Genomic DNA, 20,226 nt, shown 5'->3' with positions numbered 1-20,226 from the left:
CCGCACCGCAGCGATGGGCGTTAACGACGACGCGTTTACAAAGATAAACGCGGGGTCTGAAAGTCCATCGCCGGCAAGCCAGCGTCTACAGGGGAACGTGGGTTTGATACTTACAGCTTAATGGCCGAACACATCCACCTTCTTGGCCTTCTTGTCCGCGCGCTTTTCATCGGCGGTTTTCGCCGGTTTTTTCTTCGCTGCTTTTTTTGAATCCATGCCTTTGGCCATGATACGTACTCCACTCATACGGGATGTGAGATCAGGTATACACCTATCCCCCGCCGCGCGTTCTTTTATAATCGCCCGCTTTGCGCACTCACAGACCCAACCCATGCCCGACACCCAGTACACCTTGCTCGCCGAGCCGTTATGGCCGCTGATGAACAAGTTTTATCGTGCCCACCAATCGTCGATGAAAGCAGTCCGCGACGCTCGGCTGTGGGTGGCCAGGCGCGACGAGATCATTGCGGCACTGTGCTTGCGGCCAGTCTCGGGCGGGCATTGGTTGACCGGTTTGTTCGTCGATCCCGCCTGTCGTGAACAAGGGATCGCAGCGACGCTGATTGCCGAAGCGGTGAAAGGTCTCGAACTACCGGTGTGGCTGTTCTGCCACCCGGATTTGCGCGGATTTTATGAACGACGCGGTTTTACCTTCGATCCGGCCATGCCTTACGCCATGGTCGAACGCTTGAGCCGCTATGCGCGCAGCAAACCGATGATTGCGATGGGGCTGGAACCGGTAGGGTCGACATGAAGATCAACTGTGGGAGCGAGCCTGCTCGCGATAGCGGTTTTACATTCAACACATCGGTTGACTGACACACCGCTATCGCGAGCAGGCTCGCTCCCACATTTGTTTTGTTGTGAATTCGGGTTAATCGTCGGCGTTGGGATCAAGATCCGGGAACATGACTTCGGTGAAGCCGAACTTGCTGAAATCGGTAATCCGCGACGGATATAACCGGCCGATCAGATGATCGCATTCGTGCTGCACCACACGGGCATGAAAGCCCTCGGCAATGCGCACGACCGGCTCGCCCTTAGGGTCGAACCCTTCGTAACGAATCTGCTGATAACGGTCTACCGCGCCACGCAGGCCGGGCACCGACAGGCAACCTTCGAAACCCTCTTCCATCACCGGGCTCAACGGCGTGATCAGCGGATTGATCAGAATGGTCTGCGGCACCGCTTCGGCATCCGGGTAGCGCTCGCTGTGCTCGAAGCCGAAGATCACCAGTTGCAGATCGACGCCGATCTGCGGCGCGGCCAGACCGACCCCACCGACGCTTTCCATGGTCTGGAACATGTCGTCGATCAGTTGCCACAACTCGGGGCTGTCGAACATCTCGGCGGGGACCGGCGGTGCAATGCGCAGCAGGCGCTCGTCGCCCATTTTCAGAATTTCACGGATCATTTGATGACTTCGTCAGTGCTCGGTTTGATCGAGTGGTCCCGACCCAGTCCCGAAACGTGGTGTTTGTGTTCATGGTCGAGCTCGCCGGGGACCTTTTCGCCAGGGTCCTTGCCTTCGGTCGACATGTGTTCGATCACCGCATTCATCTCCGCGCCGAGCAACAGCACCGCGGCGGAGATGTAGAAGTACAGCAACAGCACGATGATCGCGCCGATACTGCCATACATGGCGTTGTAGTCGGCGAAAGTCTTGACGTAGAACGCGAACCCCAGGGAAGCGACAATCCACACCGTCACCGCCAGCACCGAGCCAGGGGTGATGAAACGAAACTCTTGCTTGACGTCGGGCATGACGTAATAGATCAAAGCCACCGCAATCATCATCAGGACAACGATGACTGGCCAGCGGGCGATCGTCCAGACCGTGACAATGAAGTCTTCCAGCCCGACCTGCGCAGCAATCCAGCCCATCACCTGCGGCCCGAGCACCATCAACGCGGCGGCGATCAACAACATGCCGGCAATGCCGATGGTGTAGAAAATCGACAGCGGAAAACGTTTCCACGCAGGACGACCCTCCACCACATCGTACGCGGCGTTCATCGCGCTCATCATCAGGCGCACGCCGGCCGAAGCCGTATACAGCGCGATGACAATACCGACCGAGAGCAAGCCACCCTTGGATTGCTGGAGCTGGTCGATCACCGGGTTCACCTGCTCCAGCGCCTGGGGCGGCAGGACCAGTTCCGATTGCAGGCGCAGCCAGGAGAAGAAGTCCGGCAGGTGCAGGAAACCGATCAAGGCGATCAGGAACAAGATGAAGGGAAATAGCGAAAACAGCATTTGATAGGCGAGCGCCGAGGCATAGGTCGACATCTCGTCGGCGACGAACTCGGTCACCGTGCGCACCATGACACGGTGCAGGCGCAGGCCTTTCATGTGTGGGAAAAACATTAGCGTCTCCTTTCGCCGCAAATCGGGTTGAAGTCGTGGCGACTCAGGGGCCGTTTTCTACATCAAAGTAGCCTACTTGGCGACTTTGAAACAATTTCAGTGTGCAAGTTCAGGCTGACACAAAAACGGCCATCCGTGGATGGCCGTTTCTGATACTCACCCAAGGCCGAATTAAGCCTTGTCGACGCCTTTCTTGATGGCGTCCTTGGCTTTGCCCACTGCTTGCTGAGCTTCGCCTTTCCTTTCCTGCACGACGCCTTCGGCGCGCATTTTGTCGTTACCGGTGGCCTTGCCGACGCCTTGCTTGACGTTGCCGGCGGCTTCGTTGGCCATGCCTTTTACTTTATCGCCAGTGCTGCTCATGGTGATTCTCCTGTGAACAATTGAACGAGAAAAGTCGTTACACAAGGATTGACCGGAGCCGTTTGTGCGGAGTTTCATTTATTTTCCCGGCGTCATTTCATCGTTCTGTGCAGGTTGGGCTTTATGTTTGCCAACCAACCCCCGAGAATGCGCAACGTATTCAGGCCATGGCGCTGAAGATCCAATCCCGTAGGAATGTTATGAAACTCGATAAAAAGCAGGCCATTGCCCGCAGAAACCTGGAACTCGGCGGTGCTGTGCTTGGCGTCAACAACTGCCATTTCGCCGAATTGAACCGTAACCGCAACATCTGGTGGTTCGATCTCCCGGTGGCGCGCCTGGCCATTGGTCAGTACGAATGGATTCACCTGCTGATGCACACGCCGGACACCGACGAACTGCTGCACCTGAAAGTGCCGACGGTGTTCCTGCGCGAGAAGCTCGAAGGCCTGGTGGTGCGCAACGAAGGTAAACGCAAAGCGGCCTTGAGCCTGGAACTGAGCGCCGACAAGGACTCGTACCTCCAGGACATGCGCCCGGCGGGTACCAACGTCAATTTCGCGCAGTTCCGCCTCTGAGCTAAAAGCTTCGCGAGCAGGCTCGCTCCCACAGTTGACCGAGTTCCTCCAGGAAGAATGCGGTCACATGTGGGAGCGAGCCTGCTCGCGAAAGCGGTCTGACAGACAATGAACCTTTCCGGTCAGGCAACAAAAAGCCCCGCATCTTCGGCATCTGCGGGGCTTTTTGTTTGTTACGCGCCTACTTTCTTCGCGTTGATCTTCTTCAGCTCTTCGTCGCGCAACTCACGACGCAAGATCTTGCCGACGTTGGTGGTCGGCAGCGCATCGCGGAATTCCACCGCTTTCGGCACTTTGTAACCGGTGACGTTCGCACGCATGTGCTCCATCACCTGCTCTTTGGTCAGGGTCACGCCCGGTTTGGCGACGATGAAAATCTTGATCGCCTCGCCCGACTTCTCGTCCGGCACGCCGATCGCTGCGCATTGCAGCACGCCCGGCAGGGTCGCCAACACGTCTTCCAGTTCATTGGGGTAGACGTTGAAACCGGACACCAGAATCATGTCTTTCTTGCGATCGACAATGCGCATGTAGCCGTCAGGCTGGATCAGCGCGATGTCACCGGTCTTCAACCAGCCTTCGCTGTCGAGCATTTCGTCGGTGGCTTCCTGACGCTGCCAGTAGCCCTTCATGACCTGTGGGCCTTTCACACACAGTTCGCCGATTTCGCCCAACGGCTGTTCAACACCGGCATCGTCGATGACTTTGCACAGGGTCGACGGCACCGGAATGCCGATGGTGCCGATCTGGATGTGCTGGATCGGGTTCACCGTCGCGACCGGGCTGGTTTCGGTCATGCCGTAACCTTCACAGATGGCGCAACCGGTGACCGCTTTCCAGCGCTCGGCCGCGGCCAGTTGCAGGGCCATGCCGCCGGACAGGGTGACTTTCAGCGCCGAGAAATCCAGCTTGCGGAAGCCTTCGTTGTTGCACAGGGCCACGAACAAGGTGTTGAGGCCGACGAAGCCGCTGAACTTCCACTTCGACAGTTCCTTGACCATCGCCGTCAGGTCGCGCGGGTTGCTGATCAAAATGTTGTGGTTGCCGATCAGCATCATCGCCATGCAATGAAAGGTGAAGGCATAGATGTGGTAAAGCGGCAGCGGCGTGATCAGGATCTCGCAACCTTCATTCAGGTTGGAACCCATCAGCGCCTTGCACTGCAACATGTTGGCGACGAGGTTGCGATGGGTCAGCATTGCGCCCTTCGCCACGCCGGTGGTGCCGCCGGTGTATTGCAGCACCGCCACGTCGCCGCTGGCCGGGTTGGCTTCCGCCACTGGCTGGCCATGGCCCTTGCTCAACACGTCGTTGAACTTGATAGCTTTGGGCAAGTGATACGCCGGGACCATCTTCTTCACGTACTTGATGACGCTGTTGATCAGCAGGCGCTTGAGCGGCGGCAGCAGATCGGCGACTTCAGTGACGATGACGTGCTTGACGCCGGTTTTCGGCACGACGGTCTCGGCCAGATGCGCCATGTTGGCCAGGCACACCAGGGCTTTGGCGCCGGAGTCGTTGAATTGATGTTCCATTTCCCGCGCGGTGTACAGCGGGTTGGTGTTGACCACGATCAGCCCGGCACGAATGGCACCGAACACGGCGACCGGGTACTGCAATACGTTGGGCAGTTGCACGGCGATTCGATCGCCCGGCTGCAAGTCGGTATGCTGTTGCAGGTAAGCGGCAAAGGCACCGGACAATTCGTACAGTTCACCGTAGGTGATTGTCTTGCCCAGGTTGCTGAATGCCGGCTTGTCGGCGAAGCGCTGGCAGGACTGTTTCAGCACTGCCTGAATATTCGGATACTCGTCCGGATTGATGTCGGCAGCAATCCCGGCAGGGTACTTATCCTTCCAGAAGTCTTCGATCATGGAAGCCCACTCCTCAGCAACGCGAATTCAAATACCGCATTTGATGCGATTATTATTGGTGTTTGATTATTGGTGAGTCTGGGCTTTTACAGAGGCCGAGAGGTCACAAAGCGCGCCGAGAGTAGCAGCTTTGCCAAGGGCCGACTAGAGCCAAAAGCGGCCTCTACAGTCACATTCGTGACTCAAGAATAACAAGCAGTCATTTTAGAGCAAAAATTCTATAAACCCCTGAAAGCCTTTAAAATCGGGGGCTTGTCCAAAAAAATCGCGAGCAGGCTCGCTCCCACAGGATCACCGGTGACCTTGTGGGAGCGAGCCTGCTCGCGATCCGCGCAAAACGCGGCCATTCACCGATCAGGCAATATCGCGCAACTCCCGCCGCAGAATCTTGCCCACCGGCGTCATTGGCAACGACTCACGCAACACGATGTGCTTGGGCACTTTGTACGCCGTGAAGTTTTCCTTGCAGTAAGCCTTCAACTCTTCAAGGCTGACCCCCGACTCACGCGCCACCACAAACAACTTCACCGCCTCGCCCGAACGCTCGTCCGGCACACCAATGACTGCGCAGTTGGCGACTTTCGGGTGAGCCATCACCACGTCTTCGATCTCGTTCGGGTACACGTTGAAACCCGAGACAATGATCATGTCTTTCTTGCGATCAACGATGCGCACAAAACCGTCCGGGTCGATCACGGCAATGTCGCCGGATTTGAACCAGCCTTCGGCATCCAGCACTTCGGCAGTGGCTTCGGGTTTCTGCCAGTAGCCCTTCATGATCTGCGGGCCTTTGATGCACAGTTCGCCGCGCTCGCCCATCGGCTGCTCGACACCTTCATCGTTGATGACTTTCAGCGTGGTACCCGGCACTGGCAGGCCGACCGTGCCGATCCGCGATTTGTCGCCGTACGGGTTGGTGCACGCCACCGGCGAGGTTTCGGTCAGGCCGTAGCCTTCGGTGATACGGCACCCGGTCAGTTGCTCCCAACGCTCGGCGGTGGCCTTGACCAGCGCGGTGCCGCCGGAGTTGGTGAGCTTGAGGCTGGAGAAGTCCAGGGTTTTGAAGTCCGGATGGTCCATCAGCGCGACGAACAGCGTGTTGAGCCCCAGCAACGCCGAGAACCGCCAGTTTTTCAGCTCCTTGATGAAGCCCTTGATGTCTCGTGGATTGGTGATCAGCACGTTGTGGTTGCCGGTCACCATCATGCACATGCAATTCGCGGTGAAGGCATAGATGTGGTACAGCGGCAGCGGTGCGATCATCACCTCCTGGCCTTCGCGCAGCAACGGCTGGCCGTCATCGCCGAACTGGCCGAGGCAGGCGCGGGCCTGCTGCATGTTCGCCACCAGATTGCCGTGGGTCAGCATCGCCCCCTTGGCCAGACCGGTGGTGCCACCCGTGTATTGCAGCACGGCGATGTCGTTGAGACCGGCGTTCAACGGTTTGATGCCCAGGCCTCGGCCCAGACGCAGCGCGCTCTTGAAGGAAACGGCCTGCGGCAAGGAATAGTCCGGGACCATTTTCTTCACTTTGCTGACCAGGGTGTTGACCAGCCAGCCTTTGGCGACGGGCATCAGGTCGCCCATCTTCGCTTCGATCAGGTACTGGATGTCGGTGTCGGCCAGCACTTCCTGGACCTTCTGCCCGAACATGTTCAGGTACACCAGCGCGCGGGCACCGGAATCCTTGAATTGGTGACGCATTTCCCGTGCGGTGTACAGCGGATTGGTGTTGACCACGATCAGCCCGGCGCGCAACGCACCGAACACGGCAATCGGATAATGCAGGACGTTGGGCATCTGCACCGCAATGCGATCCCCCGGCACCAGGTCGGTGTGGGCTTGCAGGTAACCGGCGAACGCGGCGCTGTAGCGTTCCAGTTCGGCGTAGGTCAAGGTGATGCCCATGTTGCTGAAGGCCGGGCGGTCAGCAAATTTTTTGCAGGAACGCTCGAACACCTCGATCACCGACTTGTAAGCCCCTTGATCGATGTCCAGGGGTACGCCGGCCGGGCGTTTGTCATTCCAGAAATCAGGTTGCATTGTTCTTGTCCTCTTTACCTGAACCTATCCGGGGCCGCTTTTGTGTCGCCTTGAAAAAGCGGAGCTTCACGGACACTAGCAGCTATGGCGAATCAGGCAAATATGCCAACAACCGTCATTGACCGTGTGAATCTTGGTGCCGTGGTGCGGCCTGATCAGACGGCAAGCGCAGGATGCGCTATACAATGGACCGAGCCCATGCAAAGGAATCGCCATGATCCACGACACCTTCTGGCTGACCGCGAGTGACCGCAGCCGCCTCTTCGTCAACCAGTGGCTGCCCGCAGCGCCGTTGAAAGCGGTGATCCTGCTGGCCCACGGCATGGCCGAACACAGCGGTCGCTACGCGCGCCTGGCAGAACAGCTCTGCGAACAGGGCTACGGTATGTATGCGCCGGACCTGCGTGGACATGGCAAAACCGCCGAAAACGGGACACTCGGTCATTTCGCCGACGACGATGGCTGGTGCAAGGTGGTCGGCGACCTCGCCAGCCTCAATCAGCACATTGGGCAGCAACATCCCGGCGTGCCGATCGTGCTGCTCGGCCACAGCATGGGCAGCTACATCGCCCAGGCTTATCTGCTGCATCACAGTGCCAGCCTGTATGGCGCGGTGCTCAGTGGTTCGAACTTTCAACCCGTAGCGCTTTATCGCGCAGCCCGGCAGATCGCACGCCTCGAACGCTTGCGCCAGGGGCCGAAGGGCCGAAGCGCGCTGATCGAATGGCTGTCGTTCGGCTCGTTCAACAAGAAGTTCAAACCGGCGCGCACCTCGTTCGACTGGCTCAGCCGCGACCCGGCCGAAGTCGACAAGTACGCCAACGATCCGCTCTGCGGCTTTCGCTGCACCAATCAGTTCTGGATCGATTTGCTCGGCGGCTTGCAGCAAATCAGCAAAGCGTCCAATCTCGCCCAGATCGATCCGGGCCTGCCGCTGCTGGTGATTGGCGGCGAATGTGATCCGGTGAGTGAAGGCAAGCGTCTGAAAGATCTGGCCGAGGCGTTACGTGCCGCTGGCAGCCAGAGCCTGCAACTGAAAATTTACCCGCAGGCACGGCACGAACTGTTCAACGAGAGCAATCGCGATGAAGTGACGGCCGATGTGCTGAGCTGGATCGCGCAAGCCCTGAGCCACCGCCGCCCGCCCCGATCCGAATAGTTTTTTTTGTGGTTTTTTTATTTGTCACAGGAATTGAAACAGATGACCCAGGTTACCAACACCCCGTACGAAGCCCTCGAAGTCGGCCAGACCGCCAGCTACAGCAAGACGGTCGAAGAGCGTGACATTCAGTTGTTCGCCGCCATGTCGGGTGACCACAACCCAGTGCACCTGGACGCCGAATTCGCCGCAGGCACCATGTTCAAGGAGCGTATCGCGCACGGCATGTTCAGTGGCGCATTGATCAGTGCTGCGGTTGCCTGCGAGTTGCCAGGGCCGGGCACTATTTATATCGGTCAGCAGATGAGTTTTCAGAAGCCGGTGAAGATTGGCGACACGCTGACGGTGCGCCTGGAGATTCTTGAGAAGCTGCCAAAGTTTCGTGTGCGCATTGCCACACGCGTGTTCAACCAGCGCGATGAGTTGGTGGTGGATGGTGAGGCGGAGATTCTGGCACCGCGCAAGCAGCAGACCGTGACGTTGCCGACCCTGCCGGCGATCAGCATCGGCTGAACCCTGCGCACTTCTGTAGGAGCGAGCAGGCTCGCTCCTACAGTTATTTTGGCCCTTCCTGCACCTGCACACTCGCCGTCATCCCCGAACTCAAATTGATCCCCTCGGGCACCTGGTCCAGTTTGATTCGCACCGGAATCCGCTGCGCCAGCCTGACCCAGTTAAATGTCGGCTCCACCTCCGCCAGTAACTGCCCATCCGGTGTGGTATTGCGATCGGTAATGCCGCGACTGATGCTTTCCACATGCCCTTCCAGCGCCTCTCCGGCACTCATCAACCAGACCTTTACCGGATCGCCGACGCGAATCCGCGGCAGTTTGGTTTCTTCGAAATACGCCTGCACATAAAACGTTGAATCATCGATCAACGCCATCACCGGTTGCCCGGCATTCACGTAGTTGCCTTGGGCCAGACGCAGATTGGTGATGTGACCGCTGCGTGGCGCATGGACCTGACTGCGGGCGAGGTTGAGTTCGGCAACCTTGGCTTCGGCCTGAGCTTCACGCAGTTCGCCACGAGCGATGCCAGCGTTGATTTGCGCGTTCTCGCGCAGCTCGGCACTGATCGCTTGCGGCCCGAGGCTGGCGCGACGGCTGGCTTCGCGCTCGCGCAGATTGAGTTGCTGCTGACGGGTCTGCACCACCGCTTGCGCCTTCTCCAACGCAGCTTCGAAACGGTCGCGATCAATGCTCAGCAACAGATCGCCGGCCTTCACCGCCTGGTTGTCGAAGACTTTGAGCTCACGCACCCAGCCCGACACATCCGGGGCGATCACCACCACGTCGGCGCGAATCCGCGCATCCCGGGTCCACGGTGTAAGCATGTAGTACTGCCACAAATGGAAACCGGCAAAAATCGCCAGCGCCACCAGGCACAGGGTAACCGCGACACGTACGGGTGTACGCATGTTCAACTCCTTATAAAGGTCCGAGGACGACGGTGATCAAGGTCAATACACAGACGTACAAGGCGCAATCGAATAACGCTTCGTGCCAGATCCAGCGACCGGCCGGGGTCAGGCGCAACAGCAGGCGCAAGGCGCCGGTGACCAGCAACGCCAGCAGCACATAAATCAGAAAAGGACTGAGCAGCACGCCGCCCACCGACCATTCATGCAAGCCCATGGCTTTGCTCCTGTTGGTGGCACCACGTGCGCCAACTGTTCTGCAATTGCAGCACCGCGCCTTGGGCCAGTTTCACGGCGTCACTGGGCGGCAATGCGTACAAGGTCTTCAAGAATTCTTCGCTGGGGTGTTCCAGCGCATCCGCGCAGTGGCCGGCCGGGCCTTGCTCTAGGACATTTTCCAGTTGCTCGAGATACCGCCGCTGCGCGGCACTGACCGGAGCCTGCGCCACCGCCAGACTCAAGCGCAGGTGCAGCAGCTCGTCGCCAATGTCGAGACCGAGCAAGCCGTCGTCCCAGCGACTGCGCGCCGGTTCCGGCAGTTCCGGGTAGTGCCGCGCCAGTTGCAGCAAGCGGTCGGCCATGCGTCCGCCGAACCAGCTTTCGGCACCGCGCAGATTACGCCGGGTCAGGCGCACCAGGTCGCCGAGGGTCGCCGCCAGCAAGCGCCGACCGTGCCACGTCGGGTTGCGCAGGATCAGCAAGTGAAACGCCAGCACCGCCGCACCGACACCCACCACCATGGCTTGAGCGCTGTTGAAGAACGTCGCGACGTCGAATTTCATCGCGTTGAGCGGTGACACCAGTACGATGAAATGCAGACAGAACGACGTCGCCGTGGCGCCGATCTGCGGCCTGGCCATGCCCAGCGCGCCGAAAAACAACGGCACGCCCATGCCCATGCAGAGCAGCGCAAAACCACTCCATTGCGGCAGCAAAATCTGCCCGACGAAAAACGCCGCCGGGATCGCCAGAAAAATCCCGCGCATGAAACTCATGCCGATTTGCGCGCCGTTTTCGCGACTGGCGAACAGGCTGCACACCACGCAGGTCAACAGCAACGCCCCCGAGGCGGCGGGCCACGCGGTGGCCAGCCAGAAACACGACACCACCAGAAACGCCAGGGCACTACGCGCGCCGAACACCAGCGCCAATGACAGATCGCGGTGCGGTGTCAGCGTGCGCGGCGGGTCGACGGTTTCCTTGCCCTCCTCCACCGCAGTCAATGCTGCGTTCGCCGCCATCGCGGTATCCATCAACAAGGCGAAACGGACCAGACAGTAACTCTGCGCGGAACTGATCTGCGGGTCATGGCTGGCATCGAGCAAACGCGGGCGCAAGGCTTGCAACGTTGCGGTGTCCGGGCTGGCGAGCGCTTCTTGAACCTCGGTCATCCACGGCAGCAACTGCGCGGTTTCCTGCGCTTCAAGTTGCTTCCACTGCCGCCGCACCGATCGCGCAATGCGTAGCAGCATCAACAGCTTCTGGCTCAGCCCACTGATGGCCCGCGCTCGTTGCCGGCCCAGCCCGCCCTCGAACCAGGCATGTTCGCGCTGGGCATCCACCGCGACGATGCGCCCAAGGATTTCCAGCAAGCCCTTGCGCGCCTGACCATCGCCGGCCAGGGTGGCGCGTGCGGCATTCATGCCACTGTGCCACGCGGCGCGTGCCTGGTCCGCCAATTGCCGCTCGACCCGCATCGGCCACAGCAGCGCGCTGGCGGCGGTGGCGCAGAGAATGCCCAGACAGATTTCCGTACAGCGCGCCACGGCTTGGTCGAACACCGTCAGCGGATGGGTGATGGCCGGTAACGCGATGATTGCCACCGTATAACCGGCCAGCACAAATGAATAAGACCAGGCACTGCGCAACAGCGTCGAACTCGCCGTACACAACCCCAGCCACAACGCCAATGCCAGCAAAAACAGCCACGGCGTCTGGGCGAACAGGCCCATGAACACCACCGACATGAACGTCCCGATCAGCGTGCCCAGCAGCCGCGCCAAGCCCTTCTGCACCACCATCCCGGACAACGGCTGAGCAACGATGAACGCTGTCATCAGCGCCCACGCCGGTTGCTCCAGCCCCCAGCGCAATGCCAGCCACAATGCCAGGCCGCCACCGATCAGCGTCTTGATCGCGAACTGCAAGGCGCGGCGGTCAGGCGCGAATAAAGCCTGCAAAGTGATAGGCACGAAAAACACTCTTGAAAGGACGATTTAACGATAGTCGGGTTCATCCAAGTCATTGAATGATCCGTTTGAATCAAATTATTAGCTGGCTATCTATCAGGCGTCCAGCGCTAAAACCCGGGCACAAAAAAACGCCAGGCTAGCTGGCGTTTTTGACAGACTTTATGCGCTTACGAGCGTGCGCGAGCCTGGTTACGCAGGGCTTTCACCTGATCGTGATTGCGTTGCACGCCGTGGTACTGACGTTCAACCAGGTCACGAATGCCCACCAGGTTGTGCTTGTTGATTTTCTCGATGGCTTCTTTGTAAGCCTTCAGCGCATGGTCTTCACCGCGCTCGGCTTCGTTCAGCACGGCTTCTTCATCCTTGCCGGTGAACATCGCCTTCACGTCGACCCAGCGACGGTGCAAATCACCACTGACGCTGGTGGAAGTTTCCGGATCGCCGCCCATCGAACGAACCGCTGCTTGCAGTTCAGAGGCCGCAGTGGCGCAGTCGGCGGAGCGAGTGATGAACAATGTTTTCAGTTCTGGGTGCTTGATGTCTTCAGCGCATGTCTTGAACCCTTCCTGACCATCTTTGCTGGTTTCAATCAGGTCGTTGAGTACCGAGATCGCTTCTTTATTCATGTCGGTCATTTTCAATTCCTCACGGGTTGATGAAAGATGCAATAGCTATTGCACCCTGCATGCCAGCTTTGAATTGATAATTTATTCGTTATATTTCAATCACTTAACTTTATAGCTGAAATCTGTATCCGCGTTATTTGCATGATCTGTCAATTGGCCTGCATGCAGAATGCCTGTATTTTCCAGACTGACCGATTCAAGACGACTGACTGATGAACCCTGAAAAGCTCGAACTGCTGATTACCCGCGAAATGCCCTTCGGCAAATACAAGGGCCGCATCATTGCCGACCTGCCCGGCCCCTACCTGAACTGGTTCGCCCGAGAAGGCTTCCCCCATGGCGAACTGGGCGGACTGCTGGCCCTGATGCAGGAAATCGATCACAACGGCTTGTCGGAGCTGCTTGAACCGCTGCGCGCCAAGCACGGTAAACCCGCCCCCCGCCACTGAGCCGTCCCTATGCCCGATAACACCCGCCGCGCCCGTGATGAATTGTTTTGGCAAACCTTTGCCGACCGCTATGCCGTCGAACCCGGCCCGATCAACCTTGAGAACGGTTACTTCGGTCGCATGTCGCGCACGGTGGTCGAGGAATACCAGCACAACATCGAACTCATCAACCGCGGCAACTCGGTGCATGTGCGCCAGCGTTTCGAACAGGGTGAAAACGAACAGGTTCGCGCGCAGCTCGCCGACCTGATGGGCGTAACGGCCGAATCCGTCGCCTTCACCCGCAACGCCTCGGACGGTTTGCAATCGCTGATCCGCAATTACAATCGCCTGCAACCCGGTGACCAGGTACTGATCTGCGATCTGGAATACGACACGGTCAAAGGCGCGATGCGTTGGCTGGCCAGGCATCGCGGCGTGGAAGTGATCGAGATCGAACATGCACACCCCGCCAGTTTCGACAGTTTGCTGGCGACTTACCGCGACGCCTTCGTGCGATACCCAAAGCTCAAACTGATGGCCCTGACTCACGTCACTCACCGCACCGGTCTGGTGATGCCGGTGCGGGCGATTGCTGCCGCCGGCAGGGAACACGGGATCGACGTGATTCTCGACGGCGCCCATGCGCTCGGCCAGATCGAGTTCAACCTCGATGACCTCGGCATCGCATTCGCCGGTTTCAACCTGCACAAATGGATCGGTGCGCCGCTGACCCTGGGCTTCATCTACATCGCCCCGGAGCGCCTCGCCGACATCGACCCGGACATGGGCGAAATGCATTTCCCGGTCACCGACATTCGCGCCCGCACGCCATACAGCACGCCCAACATTCCGGCGCTGCTGACCCTGCCGCTGGTGTTCGAAGAGCATCGGGCGATGGGCGGTTCCGCCGCCAAGGGCGCCCGGCTCAATTACCTGCGCAACCGCTGGGTCAGCGCCGTGCGTGACTTGCCGGGCATCGACGTGATGACCCCGGACGACCCGCAACTGTATTGCGGCATCACGTCGATGCGCTTTACCCGGCATGCCGACCAACAAGCGATGGCCGAGCGGCTGCTCAAGGACTACAACCTGTTTACCGTGGTGCGTAGCGGTGCAGCGAGTGGCCCGTGCATCCGCATCACGCCGGGGCTGACCACTACCGCAGCAGACATGGACACGCTGAGCACGGCACTGAACGAACTGCGCTGACGTCACACGGTGTACTTGTCGAAGTCCTCCGGTTTGATCTGTGATGAGGCCGCGAACGTGTCGATGCCAATGGTCATGTGCCCAAAAAAGCCGTCTTCCTTCGAATCTCGACCGAGGGTGTGAACGTTCAGGGTCGAGGCTTCGCCGCCCATGGTGGCGTAGTAGTAATCCTCGTCGTTGGTCAGCGCGGTGACGGTTCGACCACGGTACTCCCTGGCATTGAGCACCGAGCGCGAGGCCACTTCGGGAAAGTACAGTTGGCCGACCCAGGCGACGTGGCGCTCTTCGAGATAGTTGTTGCCGGCGGTGACTCGGACCGCGACGTGAATGTGCAGCGCGCGGCCGGCATAGAACCCTGGATAAATCGTGGTAAAGCGCACGATGCCATTTGGGTCCGTGAACTGCCCGCCGCGCAGATAAGTGTCGTCGTCGGTACGCGCAATCGCGCCGATATCGCCGACGTCGACTTCATTGTCCGGGTTGATTTTGCTCCACCCCGAATAGGCGCCGCGAGCATTGCAATGCCAGATATCAACGATGGCCCCGTTGACGGGTTCATGGGTCATCGCATCGATGATCGTCAGCCGCAGCACCAACGGAATCCCGTCCAGGCCTTCGCTGATGTTTCGCCTGATCAGTTTCGGGTTGCGAAAATACGGGCCGGCGATCTGTTCGGGTGACAGCAGGTAAGCCGGCGGTGGGGATGCAACTGGGGGGGTGGCGACCATGACGCTCTCTCTTCCATAAGATGAACGCAGGTTAACGCTGGATCAGCGGCGAGAGGCGGTAACTATGTATCGCGTGATGTCCTGCAGGAGAATGGTTTTTCGTTGGGCAAAAAAAAACGGTGCACCGACCAAGCGCACCGTAAAGCCGTAGAACACACAACGAAGTGTTGGGTAAAAGCAAATCAGTCCAGCAGCGCCAAGGCCTCGGCGGTGCATTCCTGAATGCGGGCCCAGTCGCCGTTCTTGATCCACTCCGGATCAAGCATCCAGCTACCGCCCACGCACATCACGTTTTTCAACGCCATGTAGCTCTTGATGTTAGCCGGGCTGACACCGCCGGTCGGGCAGAATTTCACTTCGCCGAACGGACCGCCCAAGGCTTTGATTGCCGCGACGCCGCCGCTGACTTCCGCTGGGAACAGCTTGAAGCGGCGATAGCCCAGACCGTAGCCTTCCATGATGCCCGAGGCGTTGCTGATGCCTGGCAACAGCGGAATCGGGCTGCTGACGCTGGCCTCGAGCAAGTCACGGGTGATGCCCGGCGTGACAATGAACTGCGAACCGGCGGCTTCTGCGGCGGCCAGCATGTGGCGATCGAGCACGGTGCCGGCACCGGTCACCAATTCCGGACGCTGCTCGCGCAGGATCTGGATGGCCTTGAGGCCGAACTGCGAACGCAGGGTCACTTCCAGGGCTGTCAGGCCACCGGCCGCGAGGGCGTCGGCCAGCGGCAGCACGTCCTGTTCACGAGCGATGGTGATCACCGGCAGAATCCGCGCCTTGGCGCAGAGGCTGTCGATCAGGGCAACTTTGTCCGCCATGGAAACGGTCGGGGATGGGGTTGTCATAGCGGCTGTTCCTTGGCTCATGGGCACCAGTAAATCTCTAACGTGGGTTGCAGAAACGCGCGAATCGGCATGGCGGCGACATCGTCACCGGCCAATGCGGCACTCAGGGTGGTCAGCTTGGACTGACCGGAAATCGATAGAACAGTGTGTTTGGCCGAAGCCAGCAGCGCGCGACTCATGGTCAGGCGCTGATGCGGTACGGTCGGCGCCAGCATCGGGTAGCAACGACGTTTGCCGTCGGATTTCAAGGCATCGGCCAGGTTCGGGCTGTTCGGGAACAGCGACGCGGTGTGACCGTCATCGCCCATGCCCAGTACCAACACGTCAATCGCCGGTAGCTCGGCGAGCAAGCGATCAGCCTGTTCGGCCGCTTGTTCCAGGTTCGCGCTGGCGCTGTACAGACTCAGGAACTGAGCCTTGGCCGCCGGGCCTTGCAACAGGTAACGCTTGAGCAGACCGGCATTGCTGTCGGCATGTTCAACCGGCACCCAGCGCTCGTCCGCCAGGCTGACCACCACGTTCGACCAGTCCAGCGTCTGCTTGGCCAGGTGCTGGAAAAACGCCACCGGACTGCGTCCGCCGGACACCACCAGCGTGGCCGTGCCTTGAGCATCAATCGCGTCGCTCAATTGCCTGGCCACCTTCAGTGCCAGGCCTTCGGCCAGCAGCACCGGGCTTTTGAACGCATGGGCGCTGACGCCCTGCGGCAGTTGCAAATCAGATATCGCCATACCACGACCTCCCGTCCCGCGTGATCAGAGCAATGGAGCTCATCGGTCCCCAGGACCCGGCCGCGTACGGCTTGGGCGCATCACCGGATTTTTTCCACCCGGCAATCAACTGGTCACACCACTTCCACGCGGCTTCGATTTCATCTTTACGGACAAACAGGTTCTGATTGCCGCGCATCACTTCCAGCAACAACCGCTCGTAGGCATCGGGAATCCGTGCGCTGCGCCAGGTGTCGGAAAAATTCAGCTGCAACGGACCGCTGCGCAGCTGCATGCCCTTGTCCAGGCCTTGTTCTTTGGTCATCACGCGCAAGGAAATGCCTTCGTCCGGTTGCAGGCGGATAATCAGCTTGTTGCTGATTTGCAGGCGCTGCTCGGGGGCGAAGATGTAGTGCGACGGTTCCTTGAAGTGGATGACGATCTGCGACAGTTTCTGCGGCATGCGCTTGCCGGTACGCAAGTAAAACGGCACGCCGGCCCAACGCCAGTTGCGGATGTCGGCCCGCAGGGCAACGAAAGTTTCGGTGTCGCTCTGGGTATTGGAATTCGGTTCTTCCAGGTAGCCGGGAACCGGTTTGCCTTCGCTGTAACCGGCGATGTACTGGCCGCGCACCACTTGGGTAGTCAGGCCTTCCGGACTGATCGGCGCCAGCGCCTTGAGCACTTTGACTTTCTCGTCACGAATACTGTCGGCGGACAGGTCGGCCGGCGGGTCCATGGCGATCAGGCAAAGCAGTTGCAGCAGGTGATTCTGGATCATGTCCCGCAGCTGACCGGCCTTGTCGAAGTAGCCCCAGCGGCCTTCGATCCCGACCTTTTCGGCCACGGTGATTTCCACGTGGGAAATATAATTCTGGTTCCACTGGGTTTCGAACAGGCTGTTGGCGAAACGCAGGGCGATGAGGTTTTGAACGGTCTCTTTGCCCAGGTAGTGGTCGATGCGGTAGGTGCGGTTCTCCGGGAAGAACTGCGCCACGGCGTCGTTGACCTTGCGCGAGGATTCGAGGTCCGAGCCGATGGGTTTTTCCAGCACCACACGGGTGTTCTCGGCCAGGCCGACCTTCGCCAGGTTCTCGCAGATCGCGCCATAAACGGCGGCTGGCGTGGCGAAATAGGCAATCACTCGTTGAGCGCTGCCGGCCATTTCGGCCAGGGCCACATAGTCTTCGGACTTGAGGAAATCGACGTGCAGATAGGTCAGGCGAGCCAGAAAGCGTTCGACCACCGCTTCATCCAGCTCTTTGGCACCGACGTAGCGGCGCAGCTCGGCAGCGATGAACGCCAGATGCTCCTGCTCACTGCCGGGCTCACGGGCCAGCCCGATGATGCGCGTGTCTTCGTGCAGCAGGCCCGCACCATCGAGTTGATAGAGGGCAGGAAACAGCTTGCGCAGGGCCAGATCGCCAAGCGCGCCGAACAAGGCAAAGGTGCACGGTTCAACCGTAATCGAAGGCATGATGTTTGTTCTTTTATCAAGTTAAGCTACAAATACCTTTTTTCAAGGCATCGCTCAAGCAAAAATGTAGTAATAACCACAACATTTTCGCAAAATACAGATTCCGAGTGGTGGTCGGTCGGAGCCATCAGTAGGATAGGCCACCGTTTGGGGCAGTATCAAAGTCCCAATTTGCATAGCAGCACGCTTGCTTGCATCGCAGAGCACTCTTGTAGGCGAACCTAGGAAACCATATGGACCGCGTGCGAAATTTACTGGAACAGATCCAGAATCGCCTTGAAGACCTGAACAAGGCAGAACGCAAAGTTGCCGAAGTGATCCTGCTCAACCCAGAGCAGGCCACCCGGTTCAGCATCGCCGCCCTCGCCCAGGCCTCCAAGGTCAGCGAGCCGACGGTCAACCGTTTCTGCCGTTCGTTCGGCGTCAGCGGCTACCCGGAGCTCAAGCTGCAACTGGCCCAGAGCCTGGCCAGTGGTGCGGCGTATGTCAGCCGTGCGGTCGAGGCCGACGACAACCCGGAAGCCTATACCAAGAAGATTTTCGGCAGCGCCATCGCCTCACTGGACAGTGCCTTGCAGGCGCTCGACCCGAACCTGATCAGCCGCGCCGTCGACCTGTTGATCCAGGCCCGGCAGATCCACTTCTTCGGCCTCGGCGCCTCGGCCCCGGTGGCGCTCGACGCGCAGCACAAATTCTTCCGTTTCAACCTGGCCGTCACCGCCCATGCGGATGTGTTGATGCAGCGCATGATCGCGTCGGTGGCCCACACCGGTGAGTTGTTCGTGATCATTTCCTACACCGGTCGTACCCGCGAACTGGTGGAAGTGGCGCGTATCGCCCGGGAAAACGGTGCTTCGGTGCTCGGTCTGACCGCCGAAGGTTCACCGCTGGCCAAGGCCAGTACGCTGAGTCTGAACATTCCATTGCCGGAAGACACCGACATCTACATGCCGATGACGTCGCGGATCATTCAGTTGACTGTGCTCGACGTGCTGGCGACCGGCATGACGTTGCGCCGCGGTGTGGATTTCCAACCGCATTTGCGCAAGATCAAAGAGAGTTTGAATGCGAGCAGGTATCCGGTGGGGGATGAGTTCAACTAGGCCAATATCTTCATAGCCTGATCTGGCCTCATCGCGGGCAAGCCCGCTCCCACAGTGTCCGTGTCGAGCACAAAACCTGCGACTGCCACCGAACCTGTGGGAGCGGGCTTGCCCGCGATGAGGCCCGGTGCAACACCGCAGAATTTGAGCTAAGCCCCGACCCTTGCCTGCAAACTCAAATGCGCCTTCTGCCCCGGCGCCAGGCTCAAGCTATCGGTCCCGCCGCTCGCCGCCTCCACACAGACAAACTCGGAAATCTCGTTCCAACTGACGCCCAATAGCGGCCGCGTCCCGGGATGCCAGACCACCGTGTCGGCGGTGTCCCCGGTATCGATACACAATTCCCGCTGCCAGGCATGGTCCTTGAGCTGCAATTCGCCGTCATGCTGGAACACTCGCTGACAGCCGCCCTCCACCCGCAACTCGCCTTCCTGCTGGCAAACCTGGCGGTTCAACTGGTCATAACCTTGCGCCCCATCGAGCCCAGACAGCGCTATCTCACCGACATCACCAATACGCCAATAGGCGTGCAAAGCCTGACTCAATTGGCACGGCAGGCTGTCTTGATGCTCGGTGCTCAGGCGCAACTCCATGCGTTCGCCAAGGTGGGCATGCAGGTCTACTTGCCAGTCGCACAACTGCAGTTGCCAGTGCAGGCGCACGCCATCGTCGTCATGACTGCTGTCGAGGAGTTTCCAGTCCAGCAACCGTGCCCAGCCATGGGACGGCCAGGCGTTTTCGCTCGGATGCCGTCCGTACCACGGCCAGCACACCGGCACACCGCCGCGAATCGCACCGACGTGCGGCCACTTCGCCGCGCACCAGAGCCAGGGCTTCTGGCCCTTGGGCTGGAAGTGCAGCAACTGCGCCCCCTGACGACTGAACACCGCCTGACACAGCCGATGATCGATCACCAACACGTCGCGCATCTGATAGCGCTCCCACGCAAACACCGGACGTTCGCGCAAGGATTTGAAGAAGCGTTGTAGCGGATGCTCATGCATGTGCCACGGTCCTGAAAATCATCTTTACCGGGGGGCGCCGCCCCAAAAAAAAGCGGACAGCCTGGGCTGTCCGCAAAAATGCGCACATAGAGAG

At 59.4% G+C, this 20,226-nt stretch carries 21 protein-coding genes; 7 read left to right on the top strand and 14 right to left on the bottom strand.

Going from position 1 to position 20,226, the window contains the following annotated elements; all coding sequences use genetic code 11:
- Positions 1–331: 331 nt before the first annotated feature.
- Entirely contained in the window at positions 332–754 is a 423-nt protein-coding gene (locus F8N43_RS17980; RefSeq protein ID WP_150634000.1) for a GNAT family N-acetyltransferase, read from the top strand.
- A gap of 120 nt (positions 755–874) precedes the next feature.
- Here the strand turns inward: F8N43_RS17980 and def are convergent, their stop codons facing one another.
- The 3 genes from def to F8N43_RS17965 all read right to left on the bottom strand — a co-directional run bounded on the left by def (position 875) and on the right by F8N43_RS17965 (position 2,730).
- Positions 875–1,414 (bottom strand): peptide deformylase, encoded by a 540-nt coding sequence (gene def / locus F8N43_RS17975; protein ID WP_150634001.1) that lies wholly within the window; start codon positions 1,412–1,414, stop codon positions 875–877.
- Positions 1,411–2,367: a YihY/virulence factor BrkB family protein gene (locus tag F8N43_RS17970; RefSeq protein WP_150634002.1), complete on the bottom strand. Its 957-nt coding sequence runs from the start codon at positions 2,365–2,367 to the stop codon at positions 1,411–1,413. Before F8N43_RS17970 ends, def begins: the two co-directional genes overlap by 4 nt.
- Positions 2,368–2,538: 171 nt before the next feature.
- Positions 2,539–2,730 (bottom strand): CsbD family protein, encoded by a 192-nt coding sequence (locus tag F8N43_RS17965; RefSeq protein WP_010457349.1) that lies wholly within the window; start codon positions 2,728–2,730, stop codon positions 2,539–2,541.
- Between the two features lie 200 nt (positions 2,731–2,930).
- Between F8N43_RS17965 and F8N43_RS17960 the strand changes: the two genes are divergently transcribed.
- Positions 2,931–3,308 carry a hypothetical protein gene (locus tag F8N43_RS17960; protein ID WP_150634003.1) on the top strand — a complete coding sequence of 126 codons (378 nt, stop codon included), beginning with the start codon at positions 2,931–2,933 and terminating at the stop codon, positions 3,306–3,308.
- 173 nt (positions 3,309–3,481) lie between these two features.
- Here F8N43_RS17960 and fadD1 read toward each other — a convergent pair whose 3' ends face one another.
- On the bottom strand, positions 3,482–5,182 hold the full coding sequence (gene fadD1 / locus F8N43_RS17955; protein ID WP_150634004.1) for a long-chain-fatty-acid--CoA ligase FadD1: 1,701 nt from the start codon (positions 5,180–5,182) through the stop codon (positions 3,482–3,484).
- Between the two features lie 354 nt (positions 5,183–5,536).
- Positions 5,537–7,225 carry a long-chain-fatty-acid--CoA ligase FadD2 gene (gene fadD2, locus F8N43_RS17950; RefSeq protein ID WP_150634005.1) on the bottom strand — a complete coding sequence of 563 codons (1,689 nt, stop codon included), beginning with the start codon at positions 7,223–7,225 and terminating at the stop codon, positions 5,537–5,539.
- A gap of 214 nt (positions 7,226–7,439) precedes the next feature.
- Between fadD2 and F8N43_RS17945 the strand changes: the two genes are divergently transcribed.
- Entirely contained in the window at positions 7,440–8,384 is a 945-nt protein-coding gene (locus F8N43_RS17945; protein ID WP_150634006.1) for an alpha/beta hydrolase, read from the top strand.
- Positions 8,385–8,426: 42 nt separating this feature from the next.
- Positions 8,427–8,897, top strand: coding sequence for a MaoC family dehydratase (locus F8N43_RS17940; protein ID WP_008151121.1), 471 nt, complete (start codon positions 8,427–8,429; stop codon positions 8,895–8,897).
- Positions 8,898–8,940: 43 nt separating this feature from the next.
- Here F8N43_RS17940 and F8N43_RS17935 read toward each other — a convergent pair whose 3' ends face one another.
- From F8N43_RS17935 to F8N43_RS17920, 4 genes are all read right to left on the bottom strand, one after another.
- Complete coding sequence (locus F8N43_RS17935; RefSeq protein ID WP_150634007.1) at positions 8,941–9,804, bottom strand: HlyD family secretion protein; 864 nt, start codon at positions 9,802–9,804, stop codon at positions 8,941–8,943.
- A gap of 10 nt (positions 9,805–9,814) precedes the next feature.
- A complete protein-coding gene (locus tag F8N43_RS17930; protein WP_150634008.1) occupies positions 9,815–10,021 on the bottom strand; it encodes a DUF1656 domain-containing protein in 207 nt (68 codons plus the stop codon).
- A complete protein-coding gene (locus tag F8N43_RS17925) occupies positions 10,008–11,996 on the bottom strand; it encodes an FUSC family protein (RefSeq protein WP_150634009.1) in 1,989 nt (662 codons plus the stop codon). Before F8N43_RS17925 ends, F8N43_RS17930 begins: the two co-directional genes overlap by 14 nt.
- Before the next feature lie 167 nt (positions 11,997–12,163).
- Positions 12,164–12,631, bottom strand: a complete 468-nt coding sequence (locus tag F8N43_RS17920) for a ferritin-like domain-containing protein (protein ID WP_150634010.1) — start codon at positions 12,629–12,631, stop codon at positions 12,164–12,166.
- A gap of 203 nt (positions 12,632–12,834) precedes the next feature.
- Between F8N43_RS17920 and F8N43_RS17915 the strand changes: the two genes are divergently transcribed.
- Together F8N43_RS17915 and F8N43_RS17910 are read left to right on the top strand one after the other, a co-directional pair.
- Complete coding sequence (locus tag F8N43_RS17915) at positions 12,835–13,071, top strand: DUF3820 family protein (RefSeq protein WP_003213031.1); 237 nt, start codon at positions 12,835–12,837, stop codon at positions 13,069–13,071.
- A gap of 9 nt (positions 13,072–13,080) precedes the next feature.
- Positions 13,081–14,262 (top strand): aminotransferase class V-fold PLP-dependent enzyme, encoded by a 1,182-nt coding sequence (locus F8N43_RS17910; RefSeq protein ID WP_150654106.1) that lies wholly within the window; start codon positions 13,081–13,083, stop codon positions 14,260–14,262.
- Positions 14,263–14,264: 2 nt separating this feature from the next.
- On the opposite strand, the gene F8N43_RS17905 is transcribed toward F8N43_RS17910, so the two are convergent.
- From F8N43_RS17905 to zwf, 4 genes are all read right to left on the bottom strand, one after another.
- On the bottom strand, positions 14,265–14,990 hold the full coding sequence (locus F8N43_RS17905) for an intradiol ring-cleavage dioxygenase (RefSeq protein WP_150654105.1): 726 nt from the start codon (positions 14,988–14,990) through the stop codon (positions 14,265–14,267).
- Between the two features lie 182 nt (positions 14,991–15,172).
- Positions 15,173–15,838, bottom strand: a complete 666-nt coding sequence (locus F8N43_RS17900) for a bifunctional 4-hydroxy-2-oxoglutarate aldolase/2-dehydro-3-deoxy-phosphogluconate aldolase (RefSeq protein ID WP_150634014.1) — start codon at positions 15,836–15,838, stop codon at positions 15,173–15,175.
- A gap of 17 nt (positions 15,839–15,855) precedes the next feature.
- Positions 15,856–16,569, bottom strand: a complete 714-nt coding sequence (gene pgl, locus F8N43_RS17895; protein ID WP_150634015.1) for a 6-phosphogluconolactonase — start codon at positions 16,567–16,569, stop codon at positions 15,856–15,858.
- On the bottom strand, positions 16,556–18,025 hold the full coding sequence (zwf, locus tag F8N43_RS17890) for a glucose-6-phosphate dehydrogenase (protein WP_150634016.1): 1,470 nt from the start codon (positions 18,023–18,025) through the stop codon (positions 16,556–16,558). Before zwf ends, pgl begins: the two co-directional genes overlap by 14 nt.
- Before the next feature lie 242 nt (positions 18,026–18,267).
- Here zwf and F8N43_RS17885 point away from each other — a divergent pair, with 242 nt between their 5' ends.
- A complete protein-coding gene (locus F8N43_RS17885) occupies positions 18,268–19,128 on the top strand; it encodes a MurR/RpiR family transcriptional regulator (protein WP_172825977.1) in 861 nt (286 codons plus the stop codon).
- Between the two features lie 149 nt (positions 19,129–19,277).
- Here F8N43_RS17885 and F8N43_RS17875 read toward each other — a convergent pair whose 3' ends face one another.
- Positions 19,278–20,132, bottom strand: coding sequence for a D-hexose-6-phosphate mutarotase (locus F8N43_RS17875; protein ID WP_150654104.1), 855 nt, complete (start codon positions 20,130–20,132; stop codon positions 19,278–19,280).
- Positions 20,133–20,226 lie beyond the last annotated feature (94 nt).

The sequence above is a fragment of the Pseudomonas fluorescens genome, from assembly GCF_902498065.1.
Lineage (GTDB): Bacteria > Pseudomonadota > Gammaproteobacteria > Pseudomonadales > Pseudomonadaceae > Aquipseudomonas > Aquipseudomonas fluorescens_BJ.
This window is presented reverse-complemented; position numbering and strand designations above follow the sequence as displayed.

Bases quoted from the DNA above. Each gene is read 5' to 3' on its own strand.
- F8N43_RS17980 (WP_150634000.1), top strand. From the start codon at position 332: ATGCCCGACACCCAGTACACCTTGCTCGCCGAGCCGTTATGGCCGCTG.
- def (WP_150634001.1), bottom strand. From the start codon at position 1,414: ATGATCCGTGAAATTCTGAAAATGGGCGACGAGCGCCTGCTGCGCATT.
- F8N43_RS17970 (WP_150634002.1), bottom strand. From the start codon at position 2,367: ATGTTTTTCCCACACATGAAAGGCCTGCGCCTGCACCGTGTCATGGTG.
- F8N43_RS17965 (WP_010457349.1), bottom strand. From the start codon at position 2,730: ATGAGCAGCACTGGCGATAAAGTAAAAGGCATGGCCAACGAAGCCGCC.
- F8N43_RS17960 (WP_150634003.1), top strand. From the start codon at position 2,931: ATGAAACTCGATAAAAAGCAGGCCATTGCCCGCAGAAACCTGGAACTC.
- fadD1 (WP_150634004.1), bottom strand. From the start codon at position 5,182: ATGATCGAAGACTTCTGGAAGGATAAGTACCCTGCCGGGATTGCTGCC.
- fadD2 (WP_150634005.1), bottom strand. From the start codon at position 7,225: ATGCAACCTGATTTCTGGAATGACAAACGCCCGGCCGGCGTACCCCTG.
- F8N43_RS17945 (WP_150634006.1), top strand. From the start codon at position 7,440: ATGATCCACGACACCTTCTGGCTGACCGCGAGTGACCGCAGCCGCCTC.
- F8N43_RS17940 (WP_008151121.1), top strand. From the start codon at position 8,427: ATGACCCAGGTTACCAACACCCCGTACGAAGCCCTCGAAGTCGGCCAG.
- F8N43_RS17935 (WP_150634007.1), bottom strand. From the start codon at position 9,804: ATGCGTACACCCGTACGTGTCGCGGTTACCCTGTGCCTGGTGGCGCTG.
- F8N43_RS17930 (WP_150634008.1), bottom strand. From the start codon at position 10,021: ATGGGCTTGCATGAATGGTCGGTGGGCGGCGTGCTGCTCAGTCCTTTT.
- F8N43_RS17920 (WP_150634010.1), bottom strand. From the start codon at position 12,631: ATGACCGACATGAATAAAGAAGCGATCTCGGTACTCAACGACCTGATT.
- F8N43_RS17915 (WP_003213031.1), top strand. From the start codon at position 12,835: ATGAACCCTGAAAAGCTCGAACTGCTGATTACCCGCGAAATGCCCTTC.
- F8N43_RS17910 (WP_150654106.1), top strand. From the start codon at position 13,081: ATGCCCGATAACACCCGCCGCGCCCGTGATGAATTGTTTTGGCAAACC.
- F8N43_RS17905 (WP_150654105.1), bottom strand. From the start codon at position 14,990: ATGGTCGCCACCCCCCCAGTTGCATCCCCACCGCCGGCTTACCTGCTG.
- F8N43_RS17900 (WP_150634014.1), bottom strand. From the start codon at position 15,838: ATGACAACCCCATCCCCGACCGTTTCCATGGCGGACAAAGTTGCCCTG.
- pgl (WP_150634015.1), bottom strand. From the start codon at position 16,569: ATGGCGATATCTGATTTGCAACTGCCGCAGGGCGTCAGCGCCCATGCG.
- zwf (WP_150634016.1), bottom strand. From the start codon at position 18,025: ATGCCTTCGATTACGGTTGAACCGTGCACCTTTGCCTTGTTCGGCGCG.
- F8N43_RS17875 (WP_150654104.1), bottom strand. From the start codon at position 20,132: ATGCATGAGCATCCGCTACAACGCTTCTTCAAATCCTTGCGCGAACGT.